This window comes from Streptomyces sp. NPDC001750, from assembly GCF_042892615.1.
Classification (GTDB): Bacteria; Actinomycetota; Actinomycetes; order Streptomycetales; family Streptomycetaceae; genus Streptomyces.
Map to the genome: position 1 here is coordinate 18,287 of NZ_JBIAUE010000037.1, position 24,176 is coordinate 42,462.

General features: G+C 71.4%; 19 protein-coding genes and 1 pseudogene. 12 read left to right on the forward strand and 8 right to left on the reverse strand.

The features are described 5' to 3' along the window. Positions 1–113: 113 nt before the first annotated feature. Positions 114–1,337 (reverse strand): Ig-like domain-containing protein, encoded by a 1,224-nt coding sequence (locus tag ACFYY6_RS34210; RefSeq protein ID WP_351633523.1) that lies wholly within the window; start codon positions 1,335–1,337, stop codon positions 114–116. 226 nt (positions 1,338–1,563) lie between these two features. On the opposite strand from ACFYY6_RS34210, the gene ACFYY6_RS34215 reads away from it, so the two are divergent. From ACFYY6_RS34215 to ACFYY6_RS34235, 5 genes are all read left to right on the forward strand, one after another. Then, positions 1,564–2,730, forward strand: a complete 1,167-nt coding sequence (locus ACFYY6_RS34215; RefSeq protein WP_389197217.1) for a lipid II:glycine glycyltransferase FemX — start codon at positions 1,564–1,566, stop codon at positions 2,728–2,730. Beyond that, positions 2,727–4,436, forward strand: a complete 1,710-nt coding sequence (murJ, locus tag ACFYY6_RS34220; protein ID WP_351522200.1) for a murein biosynthesis integral membrane protein MurJ — start codon at positions 2,727–2,729, stop codon at positions 4,434–4,436. Before ACFYY6_RS34215 ends, murJ begins: the two co-directional genes overlap by 4 nt. Before the next feature lie 107 nt (positions 4,437–4,543). Continuing rightward, on the forward strand, positions 4,544–5,227 hold the full coding sequence (locus ACFYY6_RS34225) for a response regulator transcription factor (protein WP_351522198.1): 684 nt from the start codon (positions 4,544–4,546) through the stop codon (positions 5,225–5,227). Further along, positions 5,224–6,672 (forward strand): ATP-binding protein, encoded by a 1,449-nt coding sequence (locus ACFYY6_RS34230; protein ID WP_389197219.1) that lies wholly within the window; start codon positions 5,224–5,226, stop codon positions 6,670–6,672. Before ACFYY6_RS34225 ends, ACFYY6_RS34230 begins: the two co-directional genes overlap by 4 nt. Next, positions 6,669–7,211: a hypothetical protein gene (locus tag ACFYY6_RS34235; protein ID WP_389197221.1), complete on the forward strand. Its 543-nt coding sequence runs from the start codon at positions 6,669–6,671 to the stop codon at positions 7,209–7,211. Before ACFYY6_RS34230 ends, ACFYY6_RS34235 begins: the two co-directional genes overlap by 4 nt. Positions 7,212–7,285: 74 nt before the next feature. Here the strand turns inward: ACFYY6_RS34235 and ACFYY6_RS34240 are convergent. Further along, positions 7,286–7,719: pseudogene (locus tag ACFYY6_RS34240) on the reverse strand (hypothetical protein); the annotation flags it as partial. Between the two features lie 70 nt (positions 7,720–7,789). On the opposite strand from ACFYY6_RS34240, the gene ggt reads away from it, so the two are divergent. Then, positions 7,790–9,604, forward strand: a complete 1,815-nt coding sequence (gene ggt, locus ACFYY6_RS34245; RefSeq protein WP_389197223.1) for a gamma-glutamyltransferase — start codon at positions 7,790–7,792, stop codon at positions 9,602–9,604. A gap of 154 nt (positions 9,605–9,758) precedes the next feature. Next, a complete protein-coding gene (locus tag ACFYY6_RS34250) occupies positions 9,759–10,511 on the forward strand; it encodes a glycoside hydrolase family 75 protein (protein WP_386609661.1) in 753 nt (250 codons plus the stop codon). Between the two features lie 449 nt (positions 10,512–10,960). On the opposite strand, the gene map is transcribed toward ACFYY6_RS34250, so the two are convergent. Next, positions 10,961–11,728, reverse strand: coding sequence for a type I methionyl aminopeptidase (gene map, locus ACFYY6_RS34255; RefSeq protein WP_351522188.1), 768 nt, complete (start codon positions 11,726–11,728; stop codon positions 10,961–10,963). A gap of 41 nt (positions 11,729–11,769) precedes the next feature. Here map and ACFYY6_RS34260 point away from each other — a divergent pair, with 41 nt between their 5' ends. Further along, complete coding sequence (locus tag ACFYY6_RS34260; protein ID WP_073782390.1) at positions 11,770–12,039, forward strand: helix-turn-helix domain-containing protein; 270 nt, start codon at positions 11,770–11,772, stop codon at positions 12,037–12,039. Positions 12,040–12,382: 343 nt separating this feature from the next. Here the strand turns inward: ACFYY6_RS34260 and ACFYY6_RS34265 are convergent, their stop codons facing one another. From ACFYY6_RS34265 to ACFYY6_RS34280, 4 genes are all read right to left on the reverse strand, one after another. Continuing rightward, entirely contained in the window at positions 12,383–12,550 is a 168-nt protein-coding gene (locus ACFYY6_RS34265; RefSeq protein ID WP_388653017.1) for a hypothetical protein, read from the reverse strand. A 65-nt stretch (positions 12,551–12,615) separates the two neighbouring features. Continuing rightward, complete coding sequence (locus tag ACFYY6_RS34270; protein ID WP_351522184.1) at positions 12,616–13,674, reverse strand: Rieske 2Fe-2S domain-containing protein; 1,059 nt, start codon at positions 13,672–13,674, stop codon at positions 12,616–12,618. 210 nt (positions 13,675–13,884) lie between these two features. Next, a complete protein-coding gene (locus ACFYY6_RS34275) occupies positions 13,885–14,823 on the reverse strand; it encodes an SDR family NAD(P)-dependent oxidoreductase (protein ID WP_389197225.1) in 939 nt (312 codons plus the stop codon). Between the two features lie 354 nt (positions 14,824–15,177). Beyond that, the gene (locus tag ACFYY6_RS34280; RefSeq protein ID WP_389197227.1) at positions 15,178–16,446 is read right to left on the reverse strand and encodes an aminotransferase class I/II-fold pyridoxal phosphate-dependent enzyme; all 1,269 of its coding nucleotides are present in this window, start codon (positions 16,444–16,446) and stop codon (positions 15,178–15,180) included. Positions 16,447–17,173: 727 nt separating this feature from the next. On the opposite strand from ACFYY6_RS34280, the gene ACFYY6_RS34285 reads away from it, so the two are divergent. Both ACFYY6_RS34285 and ACFYY6_RS34290 read left to right on the forward strand, forming a co-directional pair. Further along, complete coding sequence (locus ACFYY6_RS34285; protein WP_351522176.1) at positions 17,174–18,016, forward strand: nitrilase-related carbon-nitrogen hydrolase; 843 nt, start codon at positions 17,174–17,176, stop codon at positions 18,014–18,016. Then, the gene (locus ACFYY6_RS34290) at positions 18,013–19,296 is read left to right on the forward strand and encodes an aspartate aminotransferase family protein (RefSeq protein ID WP_351633548.1); all 1,284 of its coding nucleotides are present in this window, start codon (positions 18,013–18,015) and stop codon (positions 19,294–19,296) included. Before ACFYY6_RS34285 ends, ACFYY6_RS34290 begins: the two co-directional genes overlap by 4 nt. Positions 19,297–19,437: 141 nt before the next feature. Here the strand turns inward: ACFYY6_RS34290 and ACFYY6_RS34295 are convergent, their stop codons facing one another. Next, positions 19,438–21,345: an alkaline phosphatase family protein gene (locus ACFYY6_RS34295; protein WP_389197230.1), complete on the reverse strand. Its 1,908-nt coding sequence runs from the start codon at positions 21,343–21,345 to the stop codon at positions 19,438–19,440. 325 nt (positions 21,346–21,670) lie between these two features. On the opposite strand from ACFYY6_RS34295, the gene hydA reads away from it, so the two are divergent. Both hydA and ACFYY6_RS34305 read left to right on the forward strand, forming a co-directional pair. Then, a complete protein-coding gene (gene hydA, locus ACFYY6_RS34300) occupies positions 21,671–23,071 on the forward strand; it encodes a dihydropyrimidinase (protein WP_351633554.1) in 1,401 nt (466 codons plus the stop codon). A gap of 10 nt (positions 23,072–23,081) precedes the next feature. Next, complete coding sequence (locus tag ACFYY6_RS34305) at positions 23,082–24,098, forward strand: TIGR03842 family LLM class F420-dependent oxidoreductase (RefSeq protein ID WP_351522168.1); 1,017 nt, start codon at positions 23,082–23,084, stop codon at positions 24,096–24,098. Positions 24,099–24,176: the final 78 nt, after the last annotated feature.

The following is a 24,176-nucleotide window of genomic DNA, read 5'->3' on the forward strand; positions in this document are numbered from 1 at the left end:
GCGTCGGGTCCGCCGCGGCCGAGGAGAAGGTCAGCTGCGAGCCGGCCGGGCCGCTCCCCGCGCACGGCGGTGCCGAACTCGTGCGACGGGGCGGCGCGGCGCCGGCGCCCGGCTCACCTCAGCGCGCTCCTGGCACGCCAGTCGGCCCAGGACACGTTCCAGTTCCCGTACCCGTTGCCCTCGGCGACCGTGCCCTTGGCGTCCGCGCCGGTGATCTCGAAGGGGTCGCCGACGCGCACCTGCCGGTACAGCTCGGCGGCGTTCGCGTCGCTCATCCCGACGCAGCCCGAACTGCGGTTGGCCACCCCGAAGTGGGCGGCGTTCCACGGGGCGGCGTGGGCGTACATCCCCGACCAGGTCAGCCGCATCGACGAGTCGACCATCTTGTCGTAGGCGTCGCCCAGCCCGACCGTCTCCGAGCGCATGTTGATCGTGCCCTCCTTGGACATCAGCACGGCCGTTCCGCGCCACGAGGCCTTCACGCCGCCCGGGGTACCGGCCGACATGGGCACGTCCAGCACGGTCTTCCCGTCCCGCTTCAGCGCCAGCCGGTGCCGGTCGAGGTCGACCTTGACCACCTGGTGGGCGCCGATGCTGAACGTGGTGCGGTAGTCGCGCACGAACCAGCCGCCGGAAGGGCCCGAGTCGACACCGTTGAGAGCGGCGTCGAGCGTGACCTTCGTGCCGGACTTCCAGTACTCCTTGGGGCGCCAGTCGACACGGTCGCGGCCGGAGTAGTCCCGCAGCCAGCCCCAGGAGCCCTCGGTGTTGTTCGAGGTGGTGACCTTCAGCGCCTTCTCGACCGCGGCCCGGTTCTTCACCGGGTTGTCGAAGACGATCGACAGTGGCTGGGCGATGCCGACCGTGGTGTTCTTGCCGGGGACCAGGGTGAGCTTGTTGACCTTGTCCGCCGCGGCGGTGGTGAACCGGGCCTCGGCGCTGCCGCCCCCGGTGTCCCGCGCCTCGACCCGGTACGCGGTGCCGGGTGCGGCCGGCCGGTCCGACGTCCAGGTCCGCCCGTTCGCCGATATCCGGCCGGTGAGCGCGTCGCCCCCGTCCGCGCGCACCGTGACCGCCTTCAGCTTCCCCGCGTCCACGGTCACCTTCACCGGCTGTCCGGGGGCGGCGCCGGAGCCTCGGAGGTTCACCGAGATCCTGGTTTCGTGCGCGGGCGCGTTCCCGGTGCCCTTCCCCGAGTCCGTCCCGGAGTCCGACGCGGACGCGCCGTTGCAGGCGGTGAGGGAGAGGCCCAGCACCGTGGCCCCGGCGATCAGGGTGAGCCGGGCGGGGCGGGCGAGCGGTGACGTGCGGCGGGTGCGCCGGCGTGCGGACGACAAGGGAGGACCTCCAGGGCAGTGCTTCTCGATGAGGGAAGAGGTGCGCCTCCGACGATAGGTTCCGCAAACCGGTTGAAAACCCGGAAATCCCCTGTGTGACATCGGTCGCAGCGCAACGGTCATCGTCCGGTCACATACGCCGCTCGGCACGGTCACGGACCGCTGTGAGCATCCTTCTCGCCCCGCGGAGCCGACGAGCGGGGCGGAACAGGGAGGGCCACGAAACATGTCAGCGCTGCTCGCCACCGAGGACCGCGGCCGTGACCGGGAATCGCGGATACGCGTCCTGACCGCCGACGAACACCGGGCCTTCCTGGCCACCCGCACCGACGCGAGCTTCCTGCAGCACCCGTCCTGGGCCGAGGTGAAGGACCAATGGGCCGCCGAGACGATCGGCTGGCACGACGACTCCGGCGAGCCAGCCGGGGCCGCACTGGTCCTGTACCGCCAACTCCCCGGAACCCGGAAGTACTTCGCCTACCTACCCGAGGGGCCGGTGGCCGACTGGGCCGACCCCGGCATCGACCGCTGGCTGGACCCGCTCATGACGCACCTGCGAAGGGCCGGCGCCTTCGCCGTCAGGATCGGTCCCTCGCCCGCGTACCGCCGCTGGGACGCCGCCCGCCTCAAGGCGGCCACCGGCCCGGGCCGCAAGATCGGTGACGTGCTGGCCACCGAGGTCGATCCGCTCGGCACCGCCGTCGCCGAACGTCTCCGGGCCCGGGGCTGGCGCCGCTGCGGAGGCGACACGGGCGGGGACGCCGACGCGCAGCCCCGCTACGTCTTCCGGGTGCCGCTCACCGGACGGACCCCCGGTGACCTGTGGTCCGGGCTCAACCAGGAATGGCGCCGCAACGTCCGCAAGGCCGAGAAGGCCGGGGTGCGCGTCGTCGTCGGCACCGCGGCCGAACTCCCCGAATTCCACCGGCTGCTGCGGATCACCGAGGAACGCGACGGCTTCCGCCTCGGTCGTTCCCTCGCCTACTACCAGCGGCAGTACGCCGTGCTCAACGCCGAACACCCCGGCCGCATGAGGCTCTACCTCGCCGTCCACCAGGGCGAGATCCTGGCCGCCCACACCATGATCAACACCGGCCGGCGGGTCTGGTACCAGACCGGCGCCTCCGCCGACCACCGCCGCGAGGTTCGTCCCAGCAACGCGCTCCAGTGGAAGATGATGCTGGACGCCCACGCCCTCGGCGCCGATGTGCACGACATGCGCGGGGTACCCTCCACCCTTGACCCCGACGACCGCCCCTTCGGACTGCTGCGCTGGAAGCTCGGCACCGGCGGGCAGGTCGTCGAGACCCTCGGAGAGTGGGAGGCATCGGTGGGCGGAGCCACCAACAACGCCCTGTACCGGGCGTTCCAGAGCTACATGGCCCGCCGATGACGGCCGCCGCCACCACGCACCCCGCGAAGACCCCGGAGCGCGGCTCTGGCTCGGTGCTGCGCAGCGGCGCCCTCATGGCGTCCGGTTCCCTCGTGTCCCGGGCCACCGGCTTCGTCCGCTCCGCCGTCGTCGTCGCCGCGCTCGGCACCGGACTCCAGGCCGACGGATACACCGTCGCCAACACCGTGCCGAACATCCTCTACATGCTGCTCATCGGCGGCGCGCTCAATGCCGTGTTCGTCCCCGAACTGGTGCGTGCCGCCAAGAACCACGCCGACGGCGGAGCCGCGTACACCGACCGGCTGCTCACCGTCTGCACGACCGGGCTGCTCGTCCTCACCGCGCTCACCGTCGTCGGCGCACCCTGGATCGTCTCGCTCTACGCCCCCGGCTACCACGGCGAACAGGCCGAGCTGACCATCGCCCTGACCCGCTACTGCCTGCCGCAGATCCTCTTCTACGGCCTGTTCACACTCCTGGGCCAAGTCCTCAACGCCCGCGACCGGTTCGGCGCGATGATGTGGACCCCGGTCCTCAACAACCTCGTGATCATCGCGGTGTTCGGGATCTACCTGGCCGTCGCGGCGGGCTCCGACGGCACGTTGAGTGCCACGCAGGCCCGCTGGCTCGGCTGGGGTACGACCGCCGGGATCGTCGTGCAGACGCTCGCCCTGCTGCCCTCGCTGCGCGCCGCGAGGTTCCGCTGGCGGCCGCGGTTCGACTGGCGGGGCAGCGGGCTGACGCGCCCGCTGCGCGCGGCGGGCTGGCTCGTCCTGCTCGTGCTCACCAACCAGATCGCCTACTGGGTGGTCACGCGGCTGTCCACCGCCACCGGCCAGCACGCCGTGGAACAGCATGTGGCGGGCGGGCCCGGCTACACGGCGTACAGCTACGCCTACCAGTTGTGGGTCGTGCCGCACGGCATCGTGACCGTCTCGCTGGTCACCGCCCTCATGCCCCGGATGAGCCGGGCCGCGGCCGAGGGCGACCTGGCGGGGGTGCGCAGCGACGTCTCGTACGCCCTGCGGACCTCGGCCGCGGTCGTGGTGCCCGCGGTGACCGTGCTGTTCGCTCTGGCGCCATGGGTGATGGGCGCCGTGTACGGGTACGGGCGCACCAGCGACGCCGACATCGTGGTCATGGCGGGCATGATGGCGGCGTTCGCACCCGGTCTGATCGCCTACTCCGGTCAGTACGTGCTCTCGCGCGCGTTCTACGCGATGAGCGACACCCGTACCCCCTTCCTCCTCAATCTGGTGATCGCCGCCCTCAACGCCGGGCTGTCCGTCGCCGCGTACCTGCTGCTGCCGGTCCGCTGGGCCGTGACGGGCATGGCCGGGGCGTACACGGTGGCCCTGTTCGCGGGCTTCGGCGTCACCGCGTACGTGCTGCACCGCAGGATCTCCGCGCCCCGCACCGGGGGAGTCCCGGGTGCCGGGGCCGTCCCGGGCAAGGGTCTCGACACGGCCTCGCTGCTGCGGTCGCCGGGACTGTGGGCGCAGGTACGCCTGGTGGTCGCGGGGGTGCCGGCCGGGCTGCTGGGCCACGTGACCGCCCGCGCCTGCGACGGGCTCGGCGACTTCGCCGCGGTGGGGGCGGGGACCGTCGTGCTCCTGCTCACGTTCGTGCTGCTGGCCCGGCCGCTGCGGCTGCGGGAGATCGGCACCGCCCTCGCGGCGGCCCGGGGCCGGCTCCGACGCACCTGAAGCCCGCGCGGGCCGCACCGGGCCCGGGCCGACTCCGATGTGCACGGCGACCGTGTGAAGCGTTCGTCGGTTCGAATCCACTCCTTGATCGCTGGGATACTGCTGCCATGCCTCGCGTGCTCCTGATCGAAGACGACCCCTCCGTACGGGAAGGGGTCGAGCTGGGGCTGCGGCGGCGCGGTCATGAGCTGAGGGGCGTCGAGACCGGCGAGGAGGGGCTGGCGGCCCTGGCGGAGTTCCGGCCCGAGCTGGTCCTGCTCGACCTGATGCTGCCCGGGATGAACGGGGTCCAGGTCTGCCACCGGATACGGGAGACCAGCCAGCTGCCGATCATCATGCTCACGGCGCGCGGGGACGACTTCGACGTGGTCGTCGGCCTGGAGGCCGGGGCCGACGACTACATCGTCAAGCCCGCCCGCACCGAGGTGATCGAGGCGCGGATCCGCGCCGTACTGCGCAGGCTCGCCGAACCCGCGGGCCGCGACGGCATCGAGTTCCACGGCGAGCTCGCCATCGACCGCGCCGGGCTGTCCGTCGCCAAGGCCGGGCAGCGGCTCCTGCTCGCCCCCTCCGAACTGAAGCTGCTCCTGCACCTCTCCGCCTCGCCCGAGCAGGTCTTCAGCAGGCAACAGCTCCTCGAATACGTCTGGGAGCACAGCTACCACGGGGACGCCCGGCTGGTCGACGCCTGCGTACGACGGCTGAGGCAGAAGATCGAGGACGTGGCGGGCAGCCCCCGCTACATCCAGACCGTCCGCGGCTTCGGTTACCGTTTCGGGCCGCTCGCATGAGACTGCGCCCCGTTCTTCGACCCACCCGGTCCGGGCTGCGGACCCGGCTCGTCGCGGCCTTCCTCCTGGTCGCCGCGATCAGCGCCGTCACCACCGCGACCCTGACCTACCGTGAGGCCCGCTCCGCCATCCTCCAGCAGGCCCAGGACACCGCCGTGGACCAGTTCCGCGACCGGATCGGCACCCTGGCCATGACTCTGCCCGTGGAGCGCGAGCACCTGCGCCGGGCCTGCCAGTCCCTGGCCAGGGAGGGCAAGCCGCACACCTGGCGGGTCTTCGCCGAGTACGGGGACATCAAGGTCTCCTCGACGGACCGGCCCACTTCCGACGTGATCACACCCGCTCTGCGCGAGGCCGCCCGGGGCAGCACGCACGGCTCGTTCCAGCGCGTCGTCAAGGACGGGGATCCCTGGTTGACCGTGGGCATGCCCGCGCTCTTCGACCGGGGCGACGGTCGGCAGCCCACCGGCCTGGTCCTGTACGCCGTGATGCCGCTCACCACGGAGGAGGCCAATGTCGCCGCCATGGTCACCGCGGCCCGTGACGGCGCCCTGCCCGCACTGGCGATCGCGGTGATCCCCGCCCTGCTCGCCGCCCGCAGTGTGCTGCGCCCGGTGCGCGACCTGGAACGGGCCGCGGCCGGCATCGGCAGGGGGGAGCTCGACACCCGCATCGAGGTCAAGGGATCGGACGAACTCGCCGAACTCGCCCGCACGTTCAACGAGTCGTCGACGAAACTCCAGGAGTCGGTGGCGGAACTCCAGCGGGCGGAGGCGCGGGCCAGACGCTTCGCCTCCGACGTGTCGCACGAACTGCGCACCCCGCTCGCCGGGATGCTCGCGGTCACCGAGGTGCTCGACGAGGACGCCGCGCAGCTGAACGCCGACACCGCCGCGGCCGTGCGGCTGATCAGCGTCGAGACCGGGAAGCTCGCCACCCTCGTCGAGGACCTGATGGAGATCTCCCGGTTCGACGCGAAGGCCGCCGACCTCCATCTCGACGAGGTGGACGTCGCCGAGACCATCCGCAAGACCCTGCAGAACCGGCACTGGCAGGACCGGGTCGACACCGAACTCGCCGACGGCGTACGGGCGATGCTCGATCCGCGCCGCTTCGACATCGTCGTCGCCAACCTGGTCGGCAACGCGCTGCGGCACGGCTCGTCGCCCGTCACCGTACGGCTGCGGACGGAGCGGCGGGGTGCGGAGCGGTGGCTGGTGACCGAGGTCGCGGACAGCGGGCCGGGCATCGACCCCGCGGTCCTGCCGCACATCTTCGACCGGTTCTACAAGGCCGACGCGGCCCGCACCCGGTCGGCTGGCAGCGGACTCGGGCTGGCGATCACCCAGGAGAACGTTCGGCTGCACGGCGGTACCGTGCGCGCGGCCAACGGACCCGGGGGAGGGGCCGTCCTCACCGTGGAACTGCCGTTGGAGGGGACGTGAGGCGCGTACGACTGCCTGCCCTGCTGCTGCCCCTCGTGGTGGTGGCCACGGGCGGGTGCGGCATACAGGAGACCGAGATCGTCGAGGTCGGTGATCCGGCGACCGTGGCGGTGGCCCCGGGACGCGAACAGGGCACCCTGCTCTACTTCGTGTCACCGCCGCCCGCGAAGCGCCTGATGCCCGTCGTGCGGCCGGTCGACCTGACGGTCCATGACCGGCCCGACGGCACGGGGGCGGTGCGTGCGTGGCGCGGCTCCGACAAGGCGATCGCCATGCTCTTCGACGGCCCCGACGAGGCCGAGACCGCCGCGGGCCTGCGCACCGAACTGCCGCACGCCGACGCCATGTCGACCCCGAGCCTGACCCTGGGGCCGGACGGGGTGCTGGTCCGGCTGAGCACACCGGTCGGGGAGCTGTCCGGCATCGCCCGGCAGCAGCTGATCTGCACGGCCGCGCAGGCACTCACCTCGGGCCGCGCGGTGGCGGTACGGGTGTCCGGCACCGACGGGACCATCGGGCCGGACCACTGCACCCTGTGAGGACGGCACCCGCCTCCCCGGCCGGCCGCCCGGTGCTCGGCCGGTGGTCCGGTCCTCGGCGGGTGGCCCGGTGCTCAGCCGGTCGCCCGGTGCGAGGTGCGCGGCGCGGGGACGGGCGACTGCGCGGCCCTGGTGACATCGGCGACCAGCTCCACCACGTCGGGGCCGTACGCATGGGAGTTGACCACCTTCCGCAGCAGGCAGAACGTACTGTTCCCGTACTTGCGGGCCAGCTTCTCGTGATTGCGGGCCAGGTAGCGGGAGGCCGCCTGATTGGTGACGGCCTGCTGGCCGCAGAACAGAAAGACCGGGCGGGCGCCCTGACTGGCCGTCAGCCTGGCTGGCAGCACGTGCTCGGCGACGCCCTTCTCCGCCCGGTGGCGTTCCGTGCCTATCTGGAACGCGCTCCGGTCCGGGCCGGGTTGGGATCGGTGTTGATCCGTACACCGGGCAGCAGCGAATGCGGATGGGCGGCCGCGGCATGGTAGCGGTCGCGTGCGACCGGGCCTACGGCGCTCCTGACGGCGTGGGCGGTGCGGCGCTACCCTGCGGCGGACAATCCTTCACCGGAGGTGCGCATGCGACGATCCCTCGCTCGGAAAGTGTCGTTGACGGCGGTGCTCGCCGCCGTCGCCACGATCGGGGCGGCCGCCCCGTCGTCCTCTTCGGCACCGCCCCACGCGCCGACCCCCAAGTCGCCGGTGGCGGTGGGCTACGGAGGGGCGGTCGCCAGCGTCGACGCGGACGCCTCGGCCGCCGGGATCGAGGTGCTCCGCAGGGGCGGCAACGCGGTGGACGCCGCGGTGGCGACGGCCGCCGCGCTGGGCGTGAGCGAACCGTACTCGTCCGGGCTCGGGGGCGGCGGCTACTTCGTCCACTACGACGCCAGGAAACACACCGTGGAGACGATCGACGGCCGGGAGACCGCCCCGCGCAGCGCCGACTCCTCGCTGTTCCTGGAGAACGGCAAACCGATCGCCTTCGACGACGCCGTCACCAGCGGGCTGAGCGTGGGCACCCCCGGCACCCCCGCCACCTGGGCCGCCGCACTCGACGCCTGGGGCAGCAAGTCGCTGCGGGAGGTGCTGAAACCGGCCGTACGGCTCGCCAGGGACGGCTTCGTCGTCGACGGCACCTTCCGCTCGCAGACCGAGGCGAACCAGGCCAGGTTCGCGGACTTCCCGGCGACCCGGAAGCTCTTCCTGCCGGGCGGCCGGCTGCCGGTGGTCGGTTCCGTCCTCAAGAACCCGGACCTGGCGCGCACCTACGAGCTGGTGGGCCGCGAGGGGGTCGGCGAGCTGTACCGGGGCGAGGTGGCCGACGACATCGTACGCACCGTGCGCAGGCCGCCGGTGGATCCGGGAGCCTCCAGGGCCGTGCGCCCGGGCGACCTCACCGCCGAGGACCTGCGTTCGTACCGTGTGCTGCGCCAGGCCCCGACGAAGGTCCGCTACCGGGGCCTGGACGTGTACGGCATGGCGCCCTCCTCGTCCGGTGGCACGACCGTCGGCGAGGCACTCAACATCCTTGAGGGCACGGACCTTTCGAGGGCGACCGAGACGCAGTACCTGCACCGCTTCATCGAGGCGAGCCGGATCGCGTTCGCCGACCGGGGCCGGTGGGTCGGCGACCCGGCGTTCGAGGACGTACCGACGCGGGAACTGCTGCGGCAGCGCTTCGCGGACTCGCGGGCCTGCCTGATCAAGGACGACGCGGTGCTGACCAGCCCGCTCGCCCCGGGGGACCCGAGGCATCCGTCGTCCGGCTGCCGGAGCGGGGGACCGGCCGCCCCGACGACGTACGAGGGCGAGAACACCACGCACCTGACGACGGCCGACAAGTGGGGCAACGTCGTCGCCTACACCCTCACGATCGAGCAGACGGGCGGCAGCGGCATCACCGTCCCCGGGCGTGGCTTCCTGCTCAACAACGAACTGACGGACTTCTCGTTCGCCCCGGCCTCCCCGGCCGTCCACGACCCCAACCTGCCCGGTCCGGGCAAGCGGCCCAGGTCCTCCATCTCCCCGACGATCGTGCTCAAGGACGGCCGACCGGTGCTGGCCCTGGGCTCTCCGGGCGGTGCCACGATCATCACGACCGTGCTGCAGTCGCTCATCGGCACCGTCGATCGCGGACTGCCGCTCGTCGAGGCCATCGCGGCGCCGCGCGCCAGCCAGCGCAACGCGGCGGCCACGGAACTCGAACCGGGGCTCTGGAACAGTCCGGTGCGGGCACGCCTGGAGGCCCTGGGACACGTCTTCAAGCCCAACCCGGAGATCGGGGCGGCGACGGGCGTGCAACGCCTCCCGGACGGCCGGTGGCTGGCGGCGGCGGAGAAGGCGCGCAGGGGAGGCGGGTCGGCGATGGTCGTCCGGCCCGCCGGAAGCCCCTGAGTAGCTGATGTCCCGTCAATAGCATTTATTACGGGGCCGTTTGGTCGCATCCGTCGGGTGGCGAAACGGCCCCGCAGTCTTGACGAGGGCATGGCCTCGGGTCCATCTTTGCGGCGTCGGTAAGGAAAGTTTCCTAATAGAAGGGCCACCCCCTGTGCGTACTCGAACGCTCGCCCTCTCCGCAGCTTCCGTCGTAACCCTGTTCGCGACCGCCGCGCTGTCGTCGGCCGCCGAGGCCCGCCCCGCGCCGGACGCCGCGGCCGCCCCCACCGCCTCCCGCGCGGGCTCCGCCGCCGCGGCGACCGGCGCGGGGGTCGAGGAGGGCTCCGTCAGCGCGGCCGACCTGCTGGCCAAGGTCACCTCGTGCTCGCAGATATCAAACGGCAAGTACCGTACGGACGAAGAGAGTTCGGCGACCGTGCCGGTCTGCGGCAAGAACGGTGCCGTGTTCTGGAAGGCCGACATGGACATCGACTGCGACGGCCAGATCACCGCCGCGTGCAACGAGGACACCGACCCGTGGTTCCAGCCCGACACGGCATTCCACACCTCCGACGACAAGCCGTTGAACGCCGAGAAGCTGCCGTACGTGGTCGTACCGAGCAGCAGCAGCATCTGGAACTACAGCAACGCGGGGATCAAGGGCGGTGGCATCGTCGCCGTCATCTACAACAACAAGGTCGAGTACGCCGTCGTCGGCGACACCGGCCCCAGCAAGATCATCGGCGAGGCCTCGTACGCCACCGCCAAGGCGCTCGGCATCGATCCCGATCCGGAGACCGGCGGCGCCGAGTCGGGCGTCACCTACATCCTGTTCAAGAACTCCAAGGCGTCCCCGATCGAGAGCCACAGCGCCGCCGTCACGGCGGGCGAGGCGCTCGCCAAGCAGTTCATTCAGAACAACTAGTGCCGTGACCGGCAAGGTTTGCCCGGAAGGAGCGTCGTCCGGTGCTTCCCCAAGCTCTCAGCCTTGTTCGAGCAGGGGAGACCCCCATTGATCGCAGGCGGCCGAAAGCCCTCGTAGCGGGGCTACGTGGGCTCTCGGCCAACGCCGAAGGGGGTCCCCCTGGCCCTTAAGGCCTTGGGGAGTGCGTGCCGGACGGTGCGACGGGGCAAACGTTGCCGGGAGCGGCACCAGTGCTGTGGCCAGGAGAGTTGCCGGGAAGCTCGCGGCGTCCGGTGCGGTGCGTCGCGAGGCGGAGGATCGCCCTCGTACGGGACGTGCTCGGGTGAGGGCGACAGCGCGGCGAGGTGCCGTGCCGTGCCTCGCGAGCCGGTGAACCCTTCCGGTCGCGGCACTGGCGCTTCCCGCGGTGCGGGCACGCGCCGGGGCCGGGGGCGGGAACGGGCGCGGGGTCACAATGCGGTCAGGATGCGCGGACCGTCGTCGGTGATGGCCACGGTGTGCTCGGCGTGCGCCGCGCGGGAGCCGTCCGTGGTGCGCAGCGTCCAGCCGTCCCGGTCCTCGCGGAAGGTGTCCACGCCGCCGCCGATCAGCATCGGCTCGATGGCCAGGACCATTCCATGCCGCAACGGCATGCCGCGACCCGGCCGCCCCTCGTTGGGGACGGCCGGGTCCTCGTGCATGGACCGCCCCACGCCATGGCCGCCGAACCCCTCCGGAATGCCGTAACCGGCCTTGCGGCACACCGTGCCGATCGCGTGCGCGATGTCCCCGATCCGGTTGCCGACGACCGCCGCCGCGATCCCCGCGTCCAGCGCCGCGAACGCGGTGTCGATCAGCCGGGTGTCCTCGGACCGGGCGCGCCCGACGGTGAAACTGATCGCGGAGTCGCTCGCCCAGCCGTCGAGCGTCGCGCCCGCGTCGATGCTCACCAGATCGCCGTCCCGCAGTCGCTGGTCGGTCGGGATGCCGTGCACGATCGCGTCGTTGACCGATGCGCAGATCACGGCGGGGAACGGGGTGGGAGCGAAATGCGGCCGGTAGTTCAGGAAGGGCGATCCGGCGCCCGCCTCGCGGAGCACCCCCCGGGCCACCTCGTCCAGCTCCCGCAACGAGACGCCGACCGCCGCCGCCGCCCGTACGTCCGTCAGCAGCCGGGCCGCGACCCGGCCGCTCTCGCGCATGGCCTGGATGGATGTGTCTGTCTTCAGCTTCACCATGCCAATTACTATACCGGTTCGAGCGGTATTAGAATGACGGCATGGTACGAACGCCCCTGACCCCGGAGGAACGCCGCCGCGGCGAACGCCTCGGAGCACTGCTCCGTGAGGCGCGCGGCGGACGCAGCATGGTCGAGATCGCGGCGGGCGCCGGTATCTCCGCCGAGACGCTGCGCAAGATCGAGACGGGCCGCGCCCCGACCCCCGCCTTCTTCACCGTCGCGGCCCTGGCCGGCGCCCTCGGACTCTCTCTGGACGACCTCCTCGCCCGCTGCGCCCCGGAACCGGACGCGGTGCCGCTGGCCGGGTAGGCGGTCCCTCCTGACTCCTCCGGCCGACGGCTCTCCGGGGCCGCGGCCGGTCCCGTCCGGTGGGCGCCGCATGCCGCTGGGCGGCGGCATGCCGAGAGGAGTCCTTGGACGCTGGGGAGCGGCATCGACCAAGGGCTGTCCCGTGATCCATGACGGATCGGCGCGCGGCGTCGGGTGTGGTGCATCGCACGGCGGAGGGCCGCCCGTATGCGGGACGTACGCGGGCGTTCCGACAATGCGGCGAGGCGTCGCAGCTGTCGTCGGGCGCCCGCCAGGGTTTACGGGACAGCCCCTGGGTAGGTCGCGGCTGCGATCGAAGGGGGCGAGGGCGCGGAGCCGCGCCTCACTTCGCCCGATAGCAGGCCGACTCGACAGTGACCTCCAGGAGGTCGGGAGCATTCCCGGCCTTGCTCGCTCTGTGCAGCCGCACGTCGAGTGAGAAGTCGCGCTCCTTGGATTCGGCAACGATCTGCGGGCTCTTGGCCGCGCTGCCGTCCACGCCGTCCTTCACGATCCGCCAGCCGAGGGCGGGGTTGCGGAACCGCCTTGCGGACGCGTGGCGTCATGGGGGAGCCCTCAGGCCGGCTGCGACGCTGCGTCCTCGGCCGGTGGTGGGTAGAACCGGCGGGCCCAGCGGCGGAACGGGCCGATGGGGCCGTCGCCGGGGGCGAGGCGGGGTGGTTGCCGGTACTGCTTGTGGTGCCAGATCGGGAAGTCGGCGGCGGTGAACTCGCAACTGGACCGGAAGATGGCGCGGTCCAGAAGCCGGGCGGCGGCACGGCTCACCGTGCGGGCCAGCGGCGCCGGGAGCCGGGCCGGCTCCGAGAAGGCGACGCGGTTCTGCTGCCGGAACTGCATGCGGTTGGGGGCGATGGCCGTCGGCATCACCATCGTGCACATCCGCAGCCCGATGCGGGGCGTGTGCACATCGGCGTGCAGACAGCCGAGGCCGTAGCCGTCGACCTCGATTTCGACCTCGAAGTCCCCGAGCACCGGGGCGGATTCGTGGGCCCGCATCGACACGTGGAACCGGGCGTCGTCGTACACGACGGGACCGCCCATCTCGGCCTTCTTCCAGCCGTGCAGGGTGGCGAAGTGCCCGAGGTCCACCGAGTTCTCGATGACCTCCTGGGCGTGCCCGGCCAGCTCCCAGGCGGCGGTACGGGCGGGACCGTGCCCGATCCGGTGCCATGGGGGGACGAACCAGTCCGGGGCGCGGCCGTCGTGGTGCCGCCACACGAAGACGGCACCGTTGACCTCGTGGACCGGCAGCTGCATCAGGGGTGATCTCGGTGGGCTGGTGTCGTACCCCGTCCGAACGCACCTGCCGTCCGGGCCGAACGCGAAGAAATGGAACGGGCACACCAGATCGTCGCCGTCGACCGTCGCCAGGCCGAGATGGGCGCCGAGGTGCGGGCAGTACGGCTGGACGGCCCGCAGCGCTCCCGTACCGAGCCGGTAGAGGACCACGTCCTGACCCGCGAGCGGCCGGGTGAGTACGGTACCCGGCCGCAACTCGCCGGAGAAGGCGAGCGCGGACCAGCCGCTCGGGTAGGGCAGGGAGGGTGTGCCCGCGGCATCGGAAGGTGTCGGTCCTTCGCTGAAGCCGCGTCCGAACTCGCGTGACAGTCCCACGACGTCCCCCTTTCAAGGCTGATCGCTCGGAGCCTGCCCAGACCGTTCCGAGATCCTCGCCGCGCCGACCACATCACCCGAACGGGAACGGTGCAACGGGGAGGAGAACACGGGGCGGTTGACGACAACCACCAGGGGACGGCGGCCGGGACGCCCGTGGTGTCGCCCGGTGAGCGCGGGGAGGTCCGGCCCTCGACGCCCGGCGGGGGATCAGCCCGGGGCCAGGCGGCTGAGGTGTTCCCAGGCCCGGTCCTGCTCGGCTCGGGCCTGCTTCATCTCCTGGACGAGATCGAACGACCGGCTGCCGAGGATCAACCGTCGCGGTGGCTCCGGCAGTCCGGCCAGCTCCATGAGCGCGGGCGCCGCCGTGCGCGGATCCGGCCCCGCGTCGTCGCCCCATGTCTCCGCCATCCCGGCGCGCAGCGTGTCGTAGGCCGGATCGGGTGCGGTCGTCGTGGTGCCCGTGGTGAACAGTTCGGTGTCGTACCCACCCATCTGCACGGAGGTGACCTTGATGCCGAATTGTTCCACCTCCATCGCCAGCGCCTCGCTGAGCGAATCGAGCGCGGCCTTGCCCGCCCCGTAGAAGCCGACGGTGGCCATGCCGCCACCGGCACCCATGGATGTGATCTGGAGGAGGCGTCCCGAGCCCTGCGCGCGCAGATGGGGGACGACGGCCTGGGCCACCCACACCGCGCCGAAGAAGTTCACGTCGAGATGGGCACGGATCTGTTCCTCCGTGGCCTCCTCCACCATGCCGTAGAGCAGGCCGCCCGCGTTGTTCACCACGACGTCGAGTCGGCCGAAGGACGCCACCGCCCGGTCCACCGCCGCGAACACGGCCCGTCGGTCCGAGACGTCCAGCGCGAGTCGGACGAGATCGTCCGGGTACTTCCCGGCCAGGTCCGCGAGCGGGTCGATGTCGCGGGCCGCCGCCACCACGCGCTCCCCGGCGGACAGTGCGGCCTCGGTGAACGCGCGCCCCAGGCCGCGGGATGCGCCGGTGATGAACCAGGTTCTCGTGTCCGGCACAGGATCCTCCTTGCTCGCGATGCCGACCGTCCGGCCGCGGCCCGCCGTGTCCGCCGGGTCCGTCAGGGCTGTGGTGTCCGCCAGGTCTGCGGAGTCCGTCAGGTCTGCCGTCTCCACCAGGTCCGCCGGACCTCCCGGGGCCGTCCGATCTCTCGGATCTCTCGGGTCCACGAACTCCCTCCTCGCGTTCATGGGGACCGCCGCGCTCCGCGGATGCTGCCGGTCCGGCAGCCCCGGATGTCCAGGCAGCTCCGGGTGTCCCCGGCGTTCCCCGTAGGTCTGTAGAGAGACGAAACGATCCGTCTCGTTGGGCACGTGGGAGACGTTAACCGAGGCCGCGCCCCCGGGCCAGTGGATTACGTCTCGCGGACGCGAAGGAGACCCGATGAAACGGGAACGGTGGCCACCCGCACCGGGATCGTGCGAGGTGACCACCGTTCCGTTCCGGGCCGGGGTGCGGCCCGCGCGTGCCTACCGGGCCCGCTGCTCGTACCCCACGAGACGTACGCAGACGGCGAGTCCGGCGATCGCCTGCTCCAGTTCCGCGAGGCCCGGGTAGCTGGGCGCGATGCGGATCACCGCGTCACGCGGGTCGTCGCCGTACGGGTGCGTCGCGCCGGCCGGGGTCAGCACGATGCCCGCCTCGGCGGCCCGGCGCACGACCTGCTTCGCGCAGCCGTCCGGCACCTCCAGGGTCACGAAGTAGCCGCCCTTGGGGGACGTCCAGGTCGCGAGGCCGGTACCGCCCAGCTCGGCGTCCAGGATCCGCGCCACCGCCTCGAACTTCGGCTGCAGCAGGGCCCGCTGGCGCTCCATGTGGGCACGCACGCCGTCGGCGTCCCGTAGGAACAGGACGTGCCGCAGCTGGTTGATCTTGTCGGGGCCGATGGACCGCTTGGCGTTGTTGCCGAGCAGCCACTGCACGTTCGCGGGAGACGAACCGAAGAAGGCGACTCCGGCACCCGCCGCGGTGATCTTCGACGTGGAGCCGAAGACGAACGCCCGGTCCGGGTTGCCAGCCTCGGCGCAGGCGGCGAGCAGATCGGCGATCTCGACCGGCTCGTCGGTGAGGTGGTGGGCGGCGTAGGCGTTGTCCCAGAAGATCCGGAAGTCGGGTGCCGCGGTGCTCATGGCGGCCAGCCGGGCCACGGTCGCGTCGCTGTAGCAGACACCGTCCGGGTTGCTGTACTTCGGCACGCACCAGATGCCCTTGACGGTCGGATCGTCGGCGACGAGCCGCTCCACGGTCTCCATGTCCGGGCCGTCGGCGGTCATCGGAACCGGGATCATGTCGATGCCGAACCGCTCGCAGAGTGCGAAGTGCCGGTCGTAACCGGGCACCGGGCACAGGAAGGCGATCCGCTCCCGGTCCACCCAGCGCGATTCGGCGCCGGGTATCACGCTCAGCAGGGCGTGCACCAGGCAGTCGTGCATCAGCTCCAGGCTGGAGTTGCCGGCCGCGAGCAGCTGCGCGACCGGCACCTGGAGCACCTTGGCGAAGATCTCGCGGAGTTCGGGCAGGCCCTGCAGGCCGCCGTAGTTGCGCACGTCCGTGCCGTCGGCGGACGTGTGCTGTCCGCCCGGCAGGCTGAGCAGGGGATCGGAGAGGTCGAGCTGCTCCGGCGCGGGCTTGCCCCGGGTGAGATCGAGCGCGAGTCCGAGTCCCGCCAGGGCCTGATAGTCCTGGCGGGCCTGATCGAGAAGTCCGGGCAGGGTGTCGGGGCTCGGCTCGGTGGTCATGGTGTTTCCTCTCGCAGATGCCGCGTGGAAGGGGATCCCCGCCGAGAATACAAACTGCTCATCGGCTTCCCGTCGGCGCGCTCCGGTTAGGGGAGCGATACGGCCGACGCGCTCCGGTTGGGGGGAGGGCAGCCCCGAGGGGGAGCGGGAGGAGGGCCTCTGGAGACGCCACCGGTGGATTCCCTGGGACGAGGGCGACGGCGACTCCCAGGTGATGGACATGAGGAAGGGGCCGTACCCGGGTCGCCCGGGGATGAGCTGTCACGGCGAGGGCGGGCTGTTCGACGAGGGACGGCCGTCCCCGGCCGTCCGTCTCGAAGAGGTCGCGGACGTGCTGGAGCGCGGCGGCGCGGTCGACGGATACGGGGCGCTCCGTCCGACCGAGGCCGACGGACTGTGGTGGGACGCGGTCGGCAGCGTGAGGCGAACGGCGATCCGCCCGCACCCGCCCCGGCTCCCTCGGCCCAGGGCGACCCGGCTTCCCCGCCCCCGCGGCGCATCCCGAGCGTTCCCGGCGGGACGGTTGACCACGGGGGCACCTGGGCCGTGCGGGTGTGCGGCGGGTACGGAACTGGACCGCACGGGTGCGAATCATGATCGACTCCGCTGGTTCACGGCGATGGTCTTGCCCCGCTGTGTGGCGGGGCTTACGTTCTCCTCTACGCCCGTGTCTACGGGCGTAGAAAACGCGTTGAGGCTCTCTGACGCCGCGTCGAAGGAGCAGCTCATGTCCCACGTCGTACGCGCCGCACTCGTCCAGGCGACCTGGACCGGCGACACCGAATCCATGATCGCCAAGCATGAGGAGCACGCGCGCGAGGCCGCCAGCCGGGGCGCGCGGATCATCGGTTTCCAGGAGGTGTTCAACGCCCCCTACTTCTGCCAGGTGCAGGAGCCCGAGCACTACCGCTGGGCCGAACCGGTTCCCGACGGTCCGACCGTCCGGCGGATGCGCGAACTCGCCCGGGAGACCGGCATGGTGATCGTCGTGCCGGTCTTCGAGGTCGAGCAGTCCGGCTTCTACTACAACACCGCCGCGGTCATCGACGCCGACGGCTCGTATCTCGGCAAGTACCGCAAGCACCACATCCCGCAGGTCAAGGGATTCTGGGAGAAGTACTACTTCAAGCCGGGGAACGCCGGCTGGCCGGTCTTCGACACGGCCGTCGGCAAGGTCGGCGTCTACATCTGCTACGACCGGCACTTCCCCGAGGGATGGCGGCAACTCGGGCTCAACGGAGCCCAGTTGGTCTACAATCCCTCCGCCACCTCGCGCGGCCTCTCCGCCTACCTCTGGCAGTTGGAGCAGCCCGCCGCCGCTGTCGCCAACGAGTACTTCATCGCCGCGATCAACCGCGTCGGACAGGAGGAGTACGGCGACAACGACTTCTACGGCAGCAGTTACTTCGTCGATCCGCGCGGACAGTTCGTCGGTGACGTCGCCTCCGACAAGGAGGAGGAACTCGTTGTGCGCGACCTCGACTTCGGTCTGCTCGACGAGGTCCGGCAGCAGTGGGCGTTCTACCGGGACCGCCGTCCCGACGCGTACGAGGGACTGGTCGAGCCGTGAGCAGCCTGCACGAACGGCATCTCGCCGTCAGTCCCGGCTGGCTGACGCTCTACTACAAGAACCCGCTGGAGATCACCCACGGCGAGGGCCGGCACGTCTGGGACGCCGACGGCAGGCGCTATCTCGACTTCTTCGGCGGCATCCTCACCACCATGACCGCCCATGCCCTGCCCGAGGTGACCAAGGCGGTCGGCGAGCAGGCCGGGCGGATCATCCACTCCTCCACGCTCTACCTCAACCGTCCGATGGTCGAGTTGGCCGAGCGGGTCGCCACGCTCTCCGGCATCCCGGACGCCCGGGTCTTCTTCACCACTTCCGGAACCGAGGCGAACGACACGGCCCTGCTGCTCGCCACCGCGTACCGCCGGTCGAACCAGGTCCTCGCGATGCGCAACAGCTACCACGGCAGATCGTTCTCCGCGGTCGCCGTCACCGGCAACAGCGCCTGGTCGCCCACGAATCTGTCCCCGCTGCAGACGCTGTACGTGCACGGCGGAGTCCGCAGCCGGGGGCCGTACGCGCACCTGGGCGACGCCGAGTTCATCGCGGCCTGCGTCGCCGATCTGGAGGACCTGCTCGGCCACACCCGCCCGCCCGCCGCGCTGATCGCCGAACCGATCCAGGGCGTCGGCGGTTTCACCTCGCCGCCGGACGGCCTGTACGCGGCGTTCCGCCGGGTTCTCGACCGGCACGGAATCCTGTGGATCTCCGACGAGGTGCAGACCGGCTGGGGCCGCACCGGCGAGCACTTCTGGGGCTGGCAGGCGCACGGCCGGAACGGGCCGCCGGACATCCTCACGTTCGCCAAGGGCATCGGCAACGGCATGTCGATCGGCGGGGTGGTGGCCCGCGCCGAGGTCATGAACTGCCTCGACGCGAACTCGATCTCGACGTTCGGCGGGTCCCCGGTCACGATGGCGGCCGGACTCGCCAATCTCTCGTATCTCCTGGAACACGATCTGCAGGGCAACGCCCGCCGCGTCGGCGGACTGCTGATCGAACGGCTGCGCGCGGTCGGTGCCGCTTCCGATTGCGTACGGGAGGTGCGCGGCCGGGGACTGATGATCGGGATCGAGCTGGTGAAGCCGGGCACGGACCAGGCGAACCCGGAGGCGGCCACCGCCGTGCTCGAGGCGGCCCGGGAGGGCGGCCTGCTCATCGGCAAGGGCGGCGGCCACGACACGAGTGTGCTGAGGATCGCGCCGCCGCTCTCGCTGACCATCCCGGAGGCGGAGGAGGGCGCCGAGATCCTGGGCAGCGCCCTTCGCACGGTGGGATGAGTGGCGCGGTGCCGGGGGAGCGGTCCGGCCGGGGGCCCGCGTGTCCCGCGTGCGCGCCCCGGCCGGACCCTGCCGGTCCTCGGGGGTGGTCCCGGGCCTCGGGCACCGAGGTCCGGGTGCCTCCGGGGCCCGGCCGGACGGTCAGCCCCGGTGGCCGGTGGGCCGGTCGAGGTCCAGGGTGCGGACCGGGTCGAGCTCGCCGTGGTACGCGAGGCCCTGGTGGCGCACGTCCGTCACGGTGAGCGCGGCCTCGGCGACGCCCCGGGGGACGGTGACCTTGAACGTCACCGAGCCGTCCTTCTTCGTCGTGCCGGTCAGTTCGCGCACCGTGCCGTCGACGGTCAGCTCGGCCGCCACCTTCGCGCCCTTCACCGGCTCGCCCTGCGCGGTCCGCACCACGGCGTGCGCGGTGACCTTCCAGGGGGAGCCGGAGCCGGGCCTGCCGAGCAGATTCGTCTCCGCGCGCAGCGAGTCGACGGCGAGCTGCGACGGCGGGGCGGGCTGGGCGAAGGAGACCTGGTCCACGGTCCAGAACGCGCTGTTCGTACCGGTGTAACGGAAGCTCAGACGGGCCGTCCCGGCGCCCGCCGGAACGGTGAGCTCCAGCCGCTCCACGGTGTTCACGTCGCTCCGGTACGACTTCACGAGCTGCGGCGCGGCGCCGTCGTAGGACACGTACACGTCGCCGCTCTGGGGACCGTCGACGCGGTAGTTCGTGGCGTACGAGACGGTCGCCTTCTCCGCCCCGTTGAGCCGGTACTCCGGGCTGATCAGGGTGGAGTCGAACTGCCCGGCGGCGTGCGCCTTGTCGTCCCACTCGTCGGAGTCGGCGACCGCGAACACGTCGCGGGCCCGCACGTTGGTCTCGCGGCCCTGTCCGTGCTCGGCGTCGGTCCAGAACTCGTCGGTGGCGAAGGCCCAGCCGCGCCACTCGGTGACGCCGCCGCCGGGCATCTTCGAGTTGTCGATGGACCAGCCCTCGGGTGCCGTGTTCGTCCACCCCTTGGCGTCGGCCGGGAGCCTGGTCTCGTCGACGGGGCCCCGCAGCGAGCCGCGCAGCGCGTCGAAGGCGTCCGGCTTCAGTTCGTCGAGCGCGGCGCCGTCGAGGTTCCACGCGGGGTCGGTGGCGACGCCCTCGTGGCGCAGGACGGTCGGTGCGATGTCGGTGATCTTGACGTCGTCGCGTACCGAACCGGGCCGGATGCCCTTGCCCTGGGCGATCACGTACGTGCCGCGCTCCAGTGGGGTGTTGCCGCCGTGGCCGCCGGTGGGGGTGTGCCCGTGGTCGGCGGTGACGACGACGAGCCAGTCCTCGTCGGCGTACGTCGGCCGGGAGGTGACGGCGTCGAGCAGCCGGCCCACCTGGGCGTCGGCGGTGTGCAGGGCCTTGATGTACGCGGGGCCGGCGGACCCGGTGCCGTGACCGGCGCCGTCGACCTCGTCGAGGTGGACGAAGGTGGAGTCGGGGTTGCCGTTGGCGAGGTAGTCCGCCGCCTTGGCGGTCGTGCCCTCGTCGTCGCCGCCCGCGATCCGCAGATCGGTCTTCGCGCCGAAGATCTTCTGCGGTACGGGGCCCCAGGTGCCGACGACCAGCGTGGAGACGGCCGGGCCGGCGGTCTCCAGCCGGGTCGCGTAGTCGGGGTACTGGCCGTAGTTCGGGTTCGTGAAGTTGTTGTCCTTCACGTTGTGCTTGTCGGGCCAGACGCCCGTGGCGATGGACGACCAGCCGGCGCCGGAGACGGTCGGGGCCATCGGGGAGGCGTAGAGGTTGCTGCGCGCGGTCAGCCCCTTGGCCATGAGCTGCCTGAGGTTCGGGACGTCGGCGCGCGAGAAGGCGTCGAAGGTGGCGCCGTCGATACCGATGACGAGCGTCTTCGCCAGCTTGGTACCGGACGGCAGCCCTGCGTACGCGGCGGCGGTCGGCGTGCCGGAATCCCGGGCGTGGGCGACCGTGGTGGCGAGCGGCAGTGCGACGGCGGCGACGGCCAGCACCGTACGCGCGGAGCGCGACAGGGACAGGTGATCCTCCGGGGATCGGTCGGTGGGCACCGGACAGGGCGGAAGGGGGCGCCCGGCGGTGTGTCCGAGGTTCGCGGTCGGTGGTGAGCGGACCACACCTCGTACGGGACGAGCACATGAACCGTACCCAACATCTGGACCAGACCCGTCATCAATTCGTTATCGACGGGGCGGTGATGCGGGTGCCGCCGCCCGTCGCGCGCTGTACGCCGGTGGAGTGCCGGGCGGCGGAAACGGAAACGTCTTCAGCCGTTGATCGCAGCGGTATTGCCACAGTGGGTGACCCGCTTCTACGTTCTTCACCACGCACCTGTCTACGTGCGTAGACCCGTTCCGCCAGAGTGAGGAGGGGTACATGAGCCGCACCGTCATCCACGGCGGTCTCGTCATCACCGCGTCCGACGAGATCCACGCCGACGTGCTCATCGAGGACGGCCGCATCGCCGCGCTCGCGACACCCGACAGCGAGGCCGCCGGGAGCTGGAGCGCCGACCGGAGCATCGACGCCACCGGCAAATACGTCATCCCCGGCGGCGTCGACGCGCACACCCACATGGAGATGCCCTTCGGTGGCACCTACGCCTCGGACACCTTCGAGACCGGCACCCGGGCGGCCGCCTGGGGCGGCACCACCACGATCGTCGACTTCGCCGTCCAGACCGTGGGGCACGCGGTCCGTGAAGGGCTCGACGCCTGGTACGCGAAGGCCGACGGCAACTGCGCCGTCGACTACGCGTTCCACATGATCCTCTCCGACGTGAACGAGTCCTCGCTCAAGGAGATGGACCTCCTCGTCGCGGAGGGCGTCACCTCCTTCAAGCTCTTCATGGCGTACCCCGGCGTCTTCTACAGCGACGACGGACAGATCCTGCGCGCCATGCAACGGGCCTCCCACAACGGCGGCCTGATCATGATGCACGCGGAGAACGGCATCGCCATCGACGTCCTCGTCGAACAGGCCCTGGCCGCCGGCCGCACCGATCCGCGCCACCACGGGGACGTCCGCAAGGTGGCGCTGGAGGCCGAGGCCACCCACCGCGCCATCCAGCTCGCCCGTGTCGCCGGAGCCCCGCTGTACGTCGTCCACGTCTCCGCCGACGAGTCCGTCGCCGAGCTCGCCGCCGCCCGCCGCAAGGGGCTGCCGGTCTTCGGCGAGACCTGCCCGCAGTACCTCTACCTGTCCACCGACAACCTCGCGGAGCCGGACTTCGAGGGCGCCAAGTACGTCTGCTCCACCCCACTGCGCCCCAGGGAGCACCAGGAAGCCCTCTGGCGGGGCCTCAGGAACGACGAACTCCAGGTGGTCTCCACCGACCACTGCCCCTTCTGTTTCACCGGCCAGAAGGAACTGGGGCGCGGGGACTTCTCGAAGATCCCCAACGGGATGCCCGGCGTGGAGAACCGGATGGACCTTCTCCATCAAGCGGTCGTGGACGGACACATCTCACGCCGCCGCTGGATCGAGATCGCCTGCGCCTCCCCGGCCCGGATGTTCGGCCTCTACCCGAAGAAGGGCACCATCGCCCCGGGGGCCGACGCCGACGTCGTCATCTACGACCCGGCGGCCGAACACACCATCTCCGCCGAGACCCACCACATGAACGTCGACTACTCGGCCTACGAGGGCAAGCGCATCACCGGCCGGGTGGAAACGGTCCTCTCGCGCGGCGAACTCGTCATCGACGGGCGGAAGTTCACCGGCCGGGCCGGTCACGGCACGTACACCCCGCGCGCCACCTGCCAGTACCTGGACTAGGAGCACCCGCATGGACTTCGGACTCGTCCTCCAGACCGACCCGCCCGCCTCCTCGGTCGTCGACCTGATGCGCCGCGCCGAACACAACGGCTTCAGCCACGGCTGGACCTTCGACTCCGCGGTGCTCTGGCAGGAACCGTTCGTCATCTACAGCCGGATCCTCGAACACACCGACCGCCTCGTCGTCGGCCCCATGGTCACCAACCCCGGCACCCGCACCTGGGAGGTCACCGCCTCCACCTTCGCCACCCTCAACGACATGTACGGCAACCGCACCGTCTGCGGCATCGGCAGGGGCGACTCCGCGATGCGGGTCGCGGGGCGCAAGCCCAACACCCTGGCCCGTCTGGGCGAGGCCATCGGCGTCATCCGCGACCTCGCCGAGGGGCGGGAGGCCGTCGTCGACGGGCAGTCGCTCAGGATCCCCTGGGTGAAGGACGGCAGGCTGCCGGTGTGGATGGCCGCCTACGGTCCCAAGGCGCTCGCCCTCGCCGGGCAGAAGGCCGACGGCTTCATCCTCCAGCTCGCCGACCCGTTCCTGACCGAATGGATGGTCAAGGCGGTGCGGGACGCGGCGCAGCGGGCCGGCCGCGACCCGCGCTCCGTGACCATCTGCGTCGCCGCACCCGCGTACGTCACCGCCGACGACTCGCCAGGGGCCCTGGCCCACGCCCGAGAGCAGTGCCGCTGGTTCGGCGGCATGGTCGGCAACCACGTCGCGGACCTCGTCGCCAAGTACGGCGAGCACTCCGGCATGGTCCCGGACGAACTCACCGCGTACATCAAGGACCGGCACGGCTACGACTACAGCCACCACGGCCGCACCGGAAACCCCGACACCGCGTTCGTGCCGGACGAGATCGTCGACCGGTTCTGCGTCCTGGGACCCGCCGAGGCGCACATCGAGAAGCTGCGCGCCCTGCGCGACCTGGGTGTCGACCAGTTCGCCGTCTACGCGATGCACGACGCGCGCGAGGAGACGATCGACGCCTACGGCTCCCGGATCATCCCCGCCCTGACCTCCTGACACCCGCCACCGCGCGCCACGGCCCGGTCCGTTCGACGACCCGGAGGCCCATCCCGTTCGCCCGTCCCGCCGATCACG

Bases quoted from the DNA above. Each gene is read 5' to 3' on its own strand.
- ACFYY6_RS34215 (WP_389197217.1), top strand. From the start codon at position 1,564: ATGTCAGCGCTGCTCGCCACCGAGGACCGCGGCCGTGACCGGGAATCG.
- murJ (WP_351522200.1), top strand. From the start codon at position 2,727: ATGACGGCCGCCGCCACCACGCACCCCGCGAAGACCCCGGAGCGCGGC.
- ACFYY6_RS34225 (WP_351522198.1), top strand. From the start codon at position 4,544: ATGCCTCGCGTGCTCCTGATCGAAGACGACCCCTCCGTACGGGAAGGG.
- ACFYY6_RS34230 (WP_389197219.1), top strand. From the start codon at position 5,224: ATGAGACTGCGCCCCGTTCTTCGACCCACCCGGTCCGGGCTGCGGACC.
- ggt (WP_389197223.1), top strand. From the start codon at position 7,790: ATGCGACGATCCCTCGCTCGGAAAGTGTCGTTGACGGCGGTGCTCGCC.
- map (WP_351522188.1), bottom strand. From the start codon at position 11,728: ATGGTGAAGCTGAAGACAGACACATCCATCCAGGCCATGCGCGAGAGC.
- ACFYY6_RS34260 (WP_073782390.1), top strand. From the start codon at position 11,770: ATGGTACGAACGCCCCTGACCCCGGAGGAACGCCGCCGCGGCGAACGC.
- ACFYY6_RS34280 (WP_389197227.1), bottom strand. From the start codon at position 16,446: ATGACCACCGAGCCGAGCCCCGACACCCTGCCCGGACTTCTCGATCAG.
- ACFYY6_RS34285 (WP_351522176.1), top strand. From the start codon at position 17,174: ATGTCCCACGTCGTACGCGCCGCACTCGTCCAGGCGACCTGGACCGGC.
- hydA (WP_351633554.1), top strand. From the start codon at position 21,671: ATGAGCCGCACCGTCATCCACGGCGGTCTCGTCATCACCGCGTCCGAC.
- ACFYY6_RS34305 (WP_351522168.1), top strand. From the start codon at position 23,082: ATGGACTTCGGACTCGTCCTCCAGACCGACCCGCCCGCCTCCTCGGTC.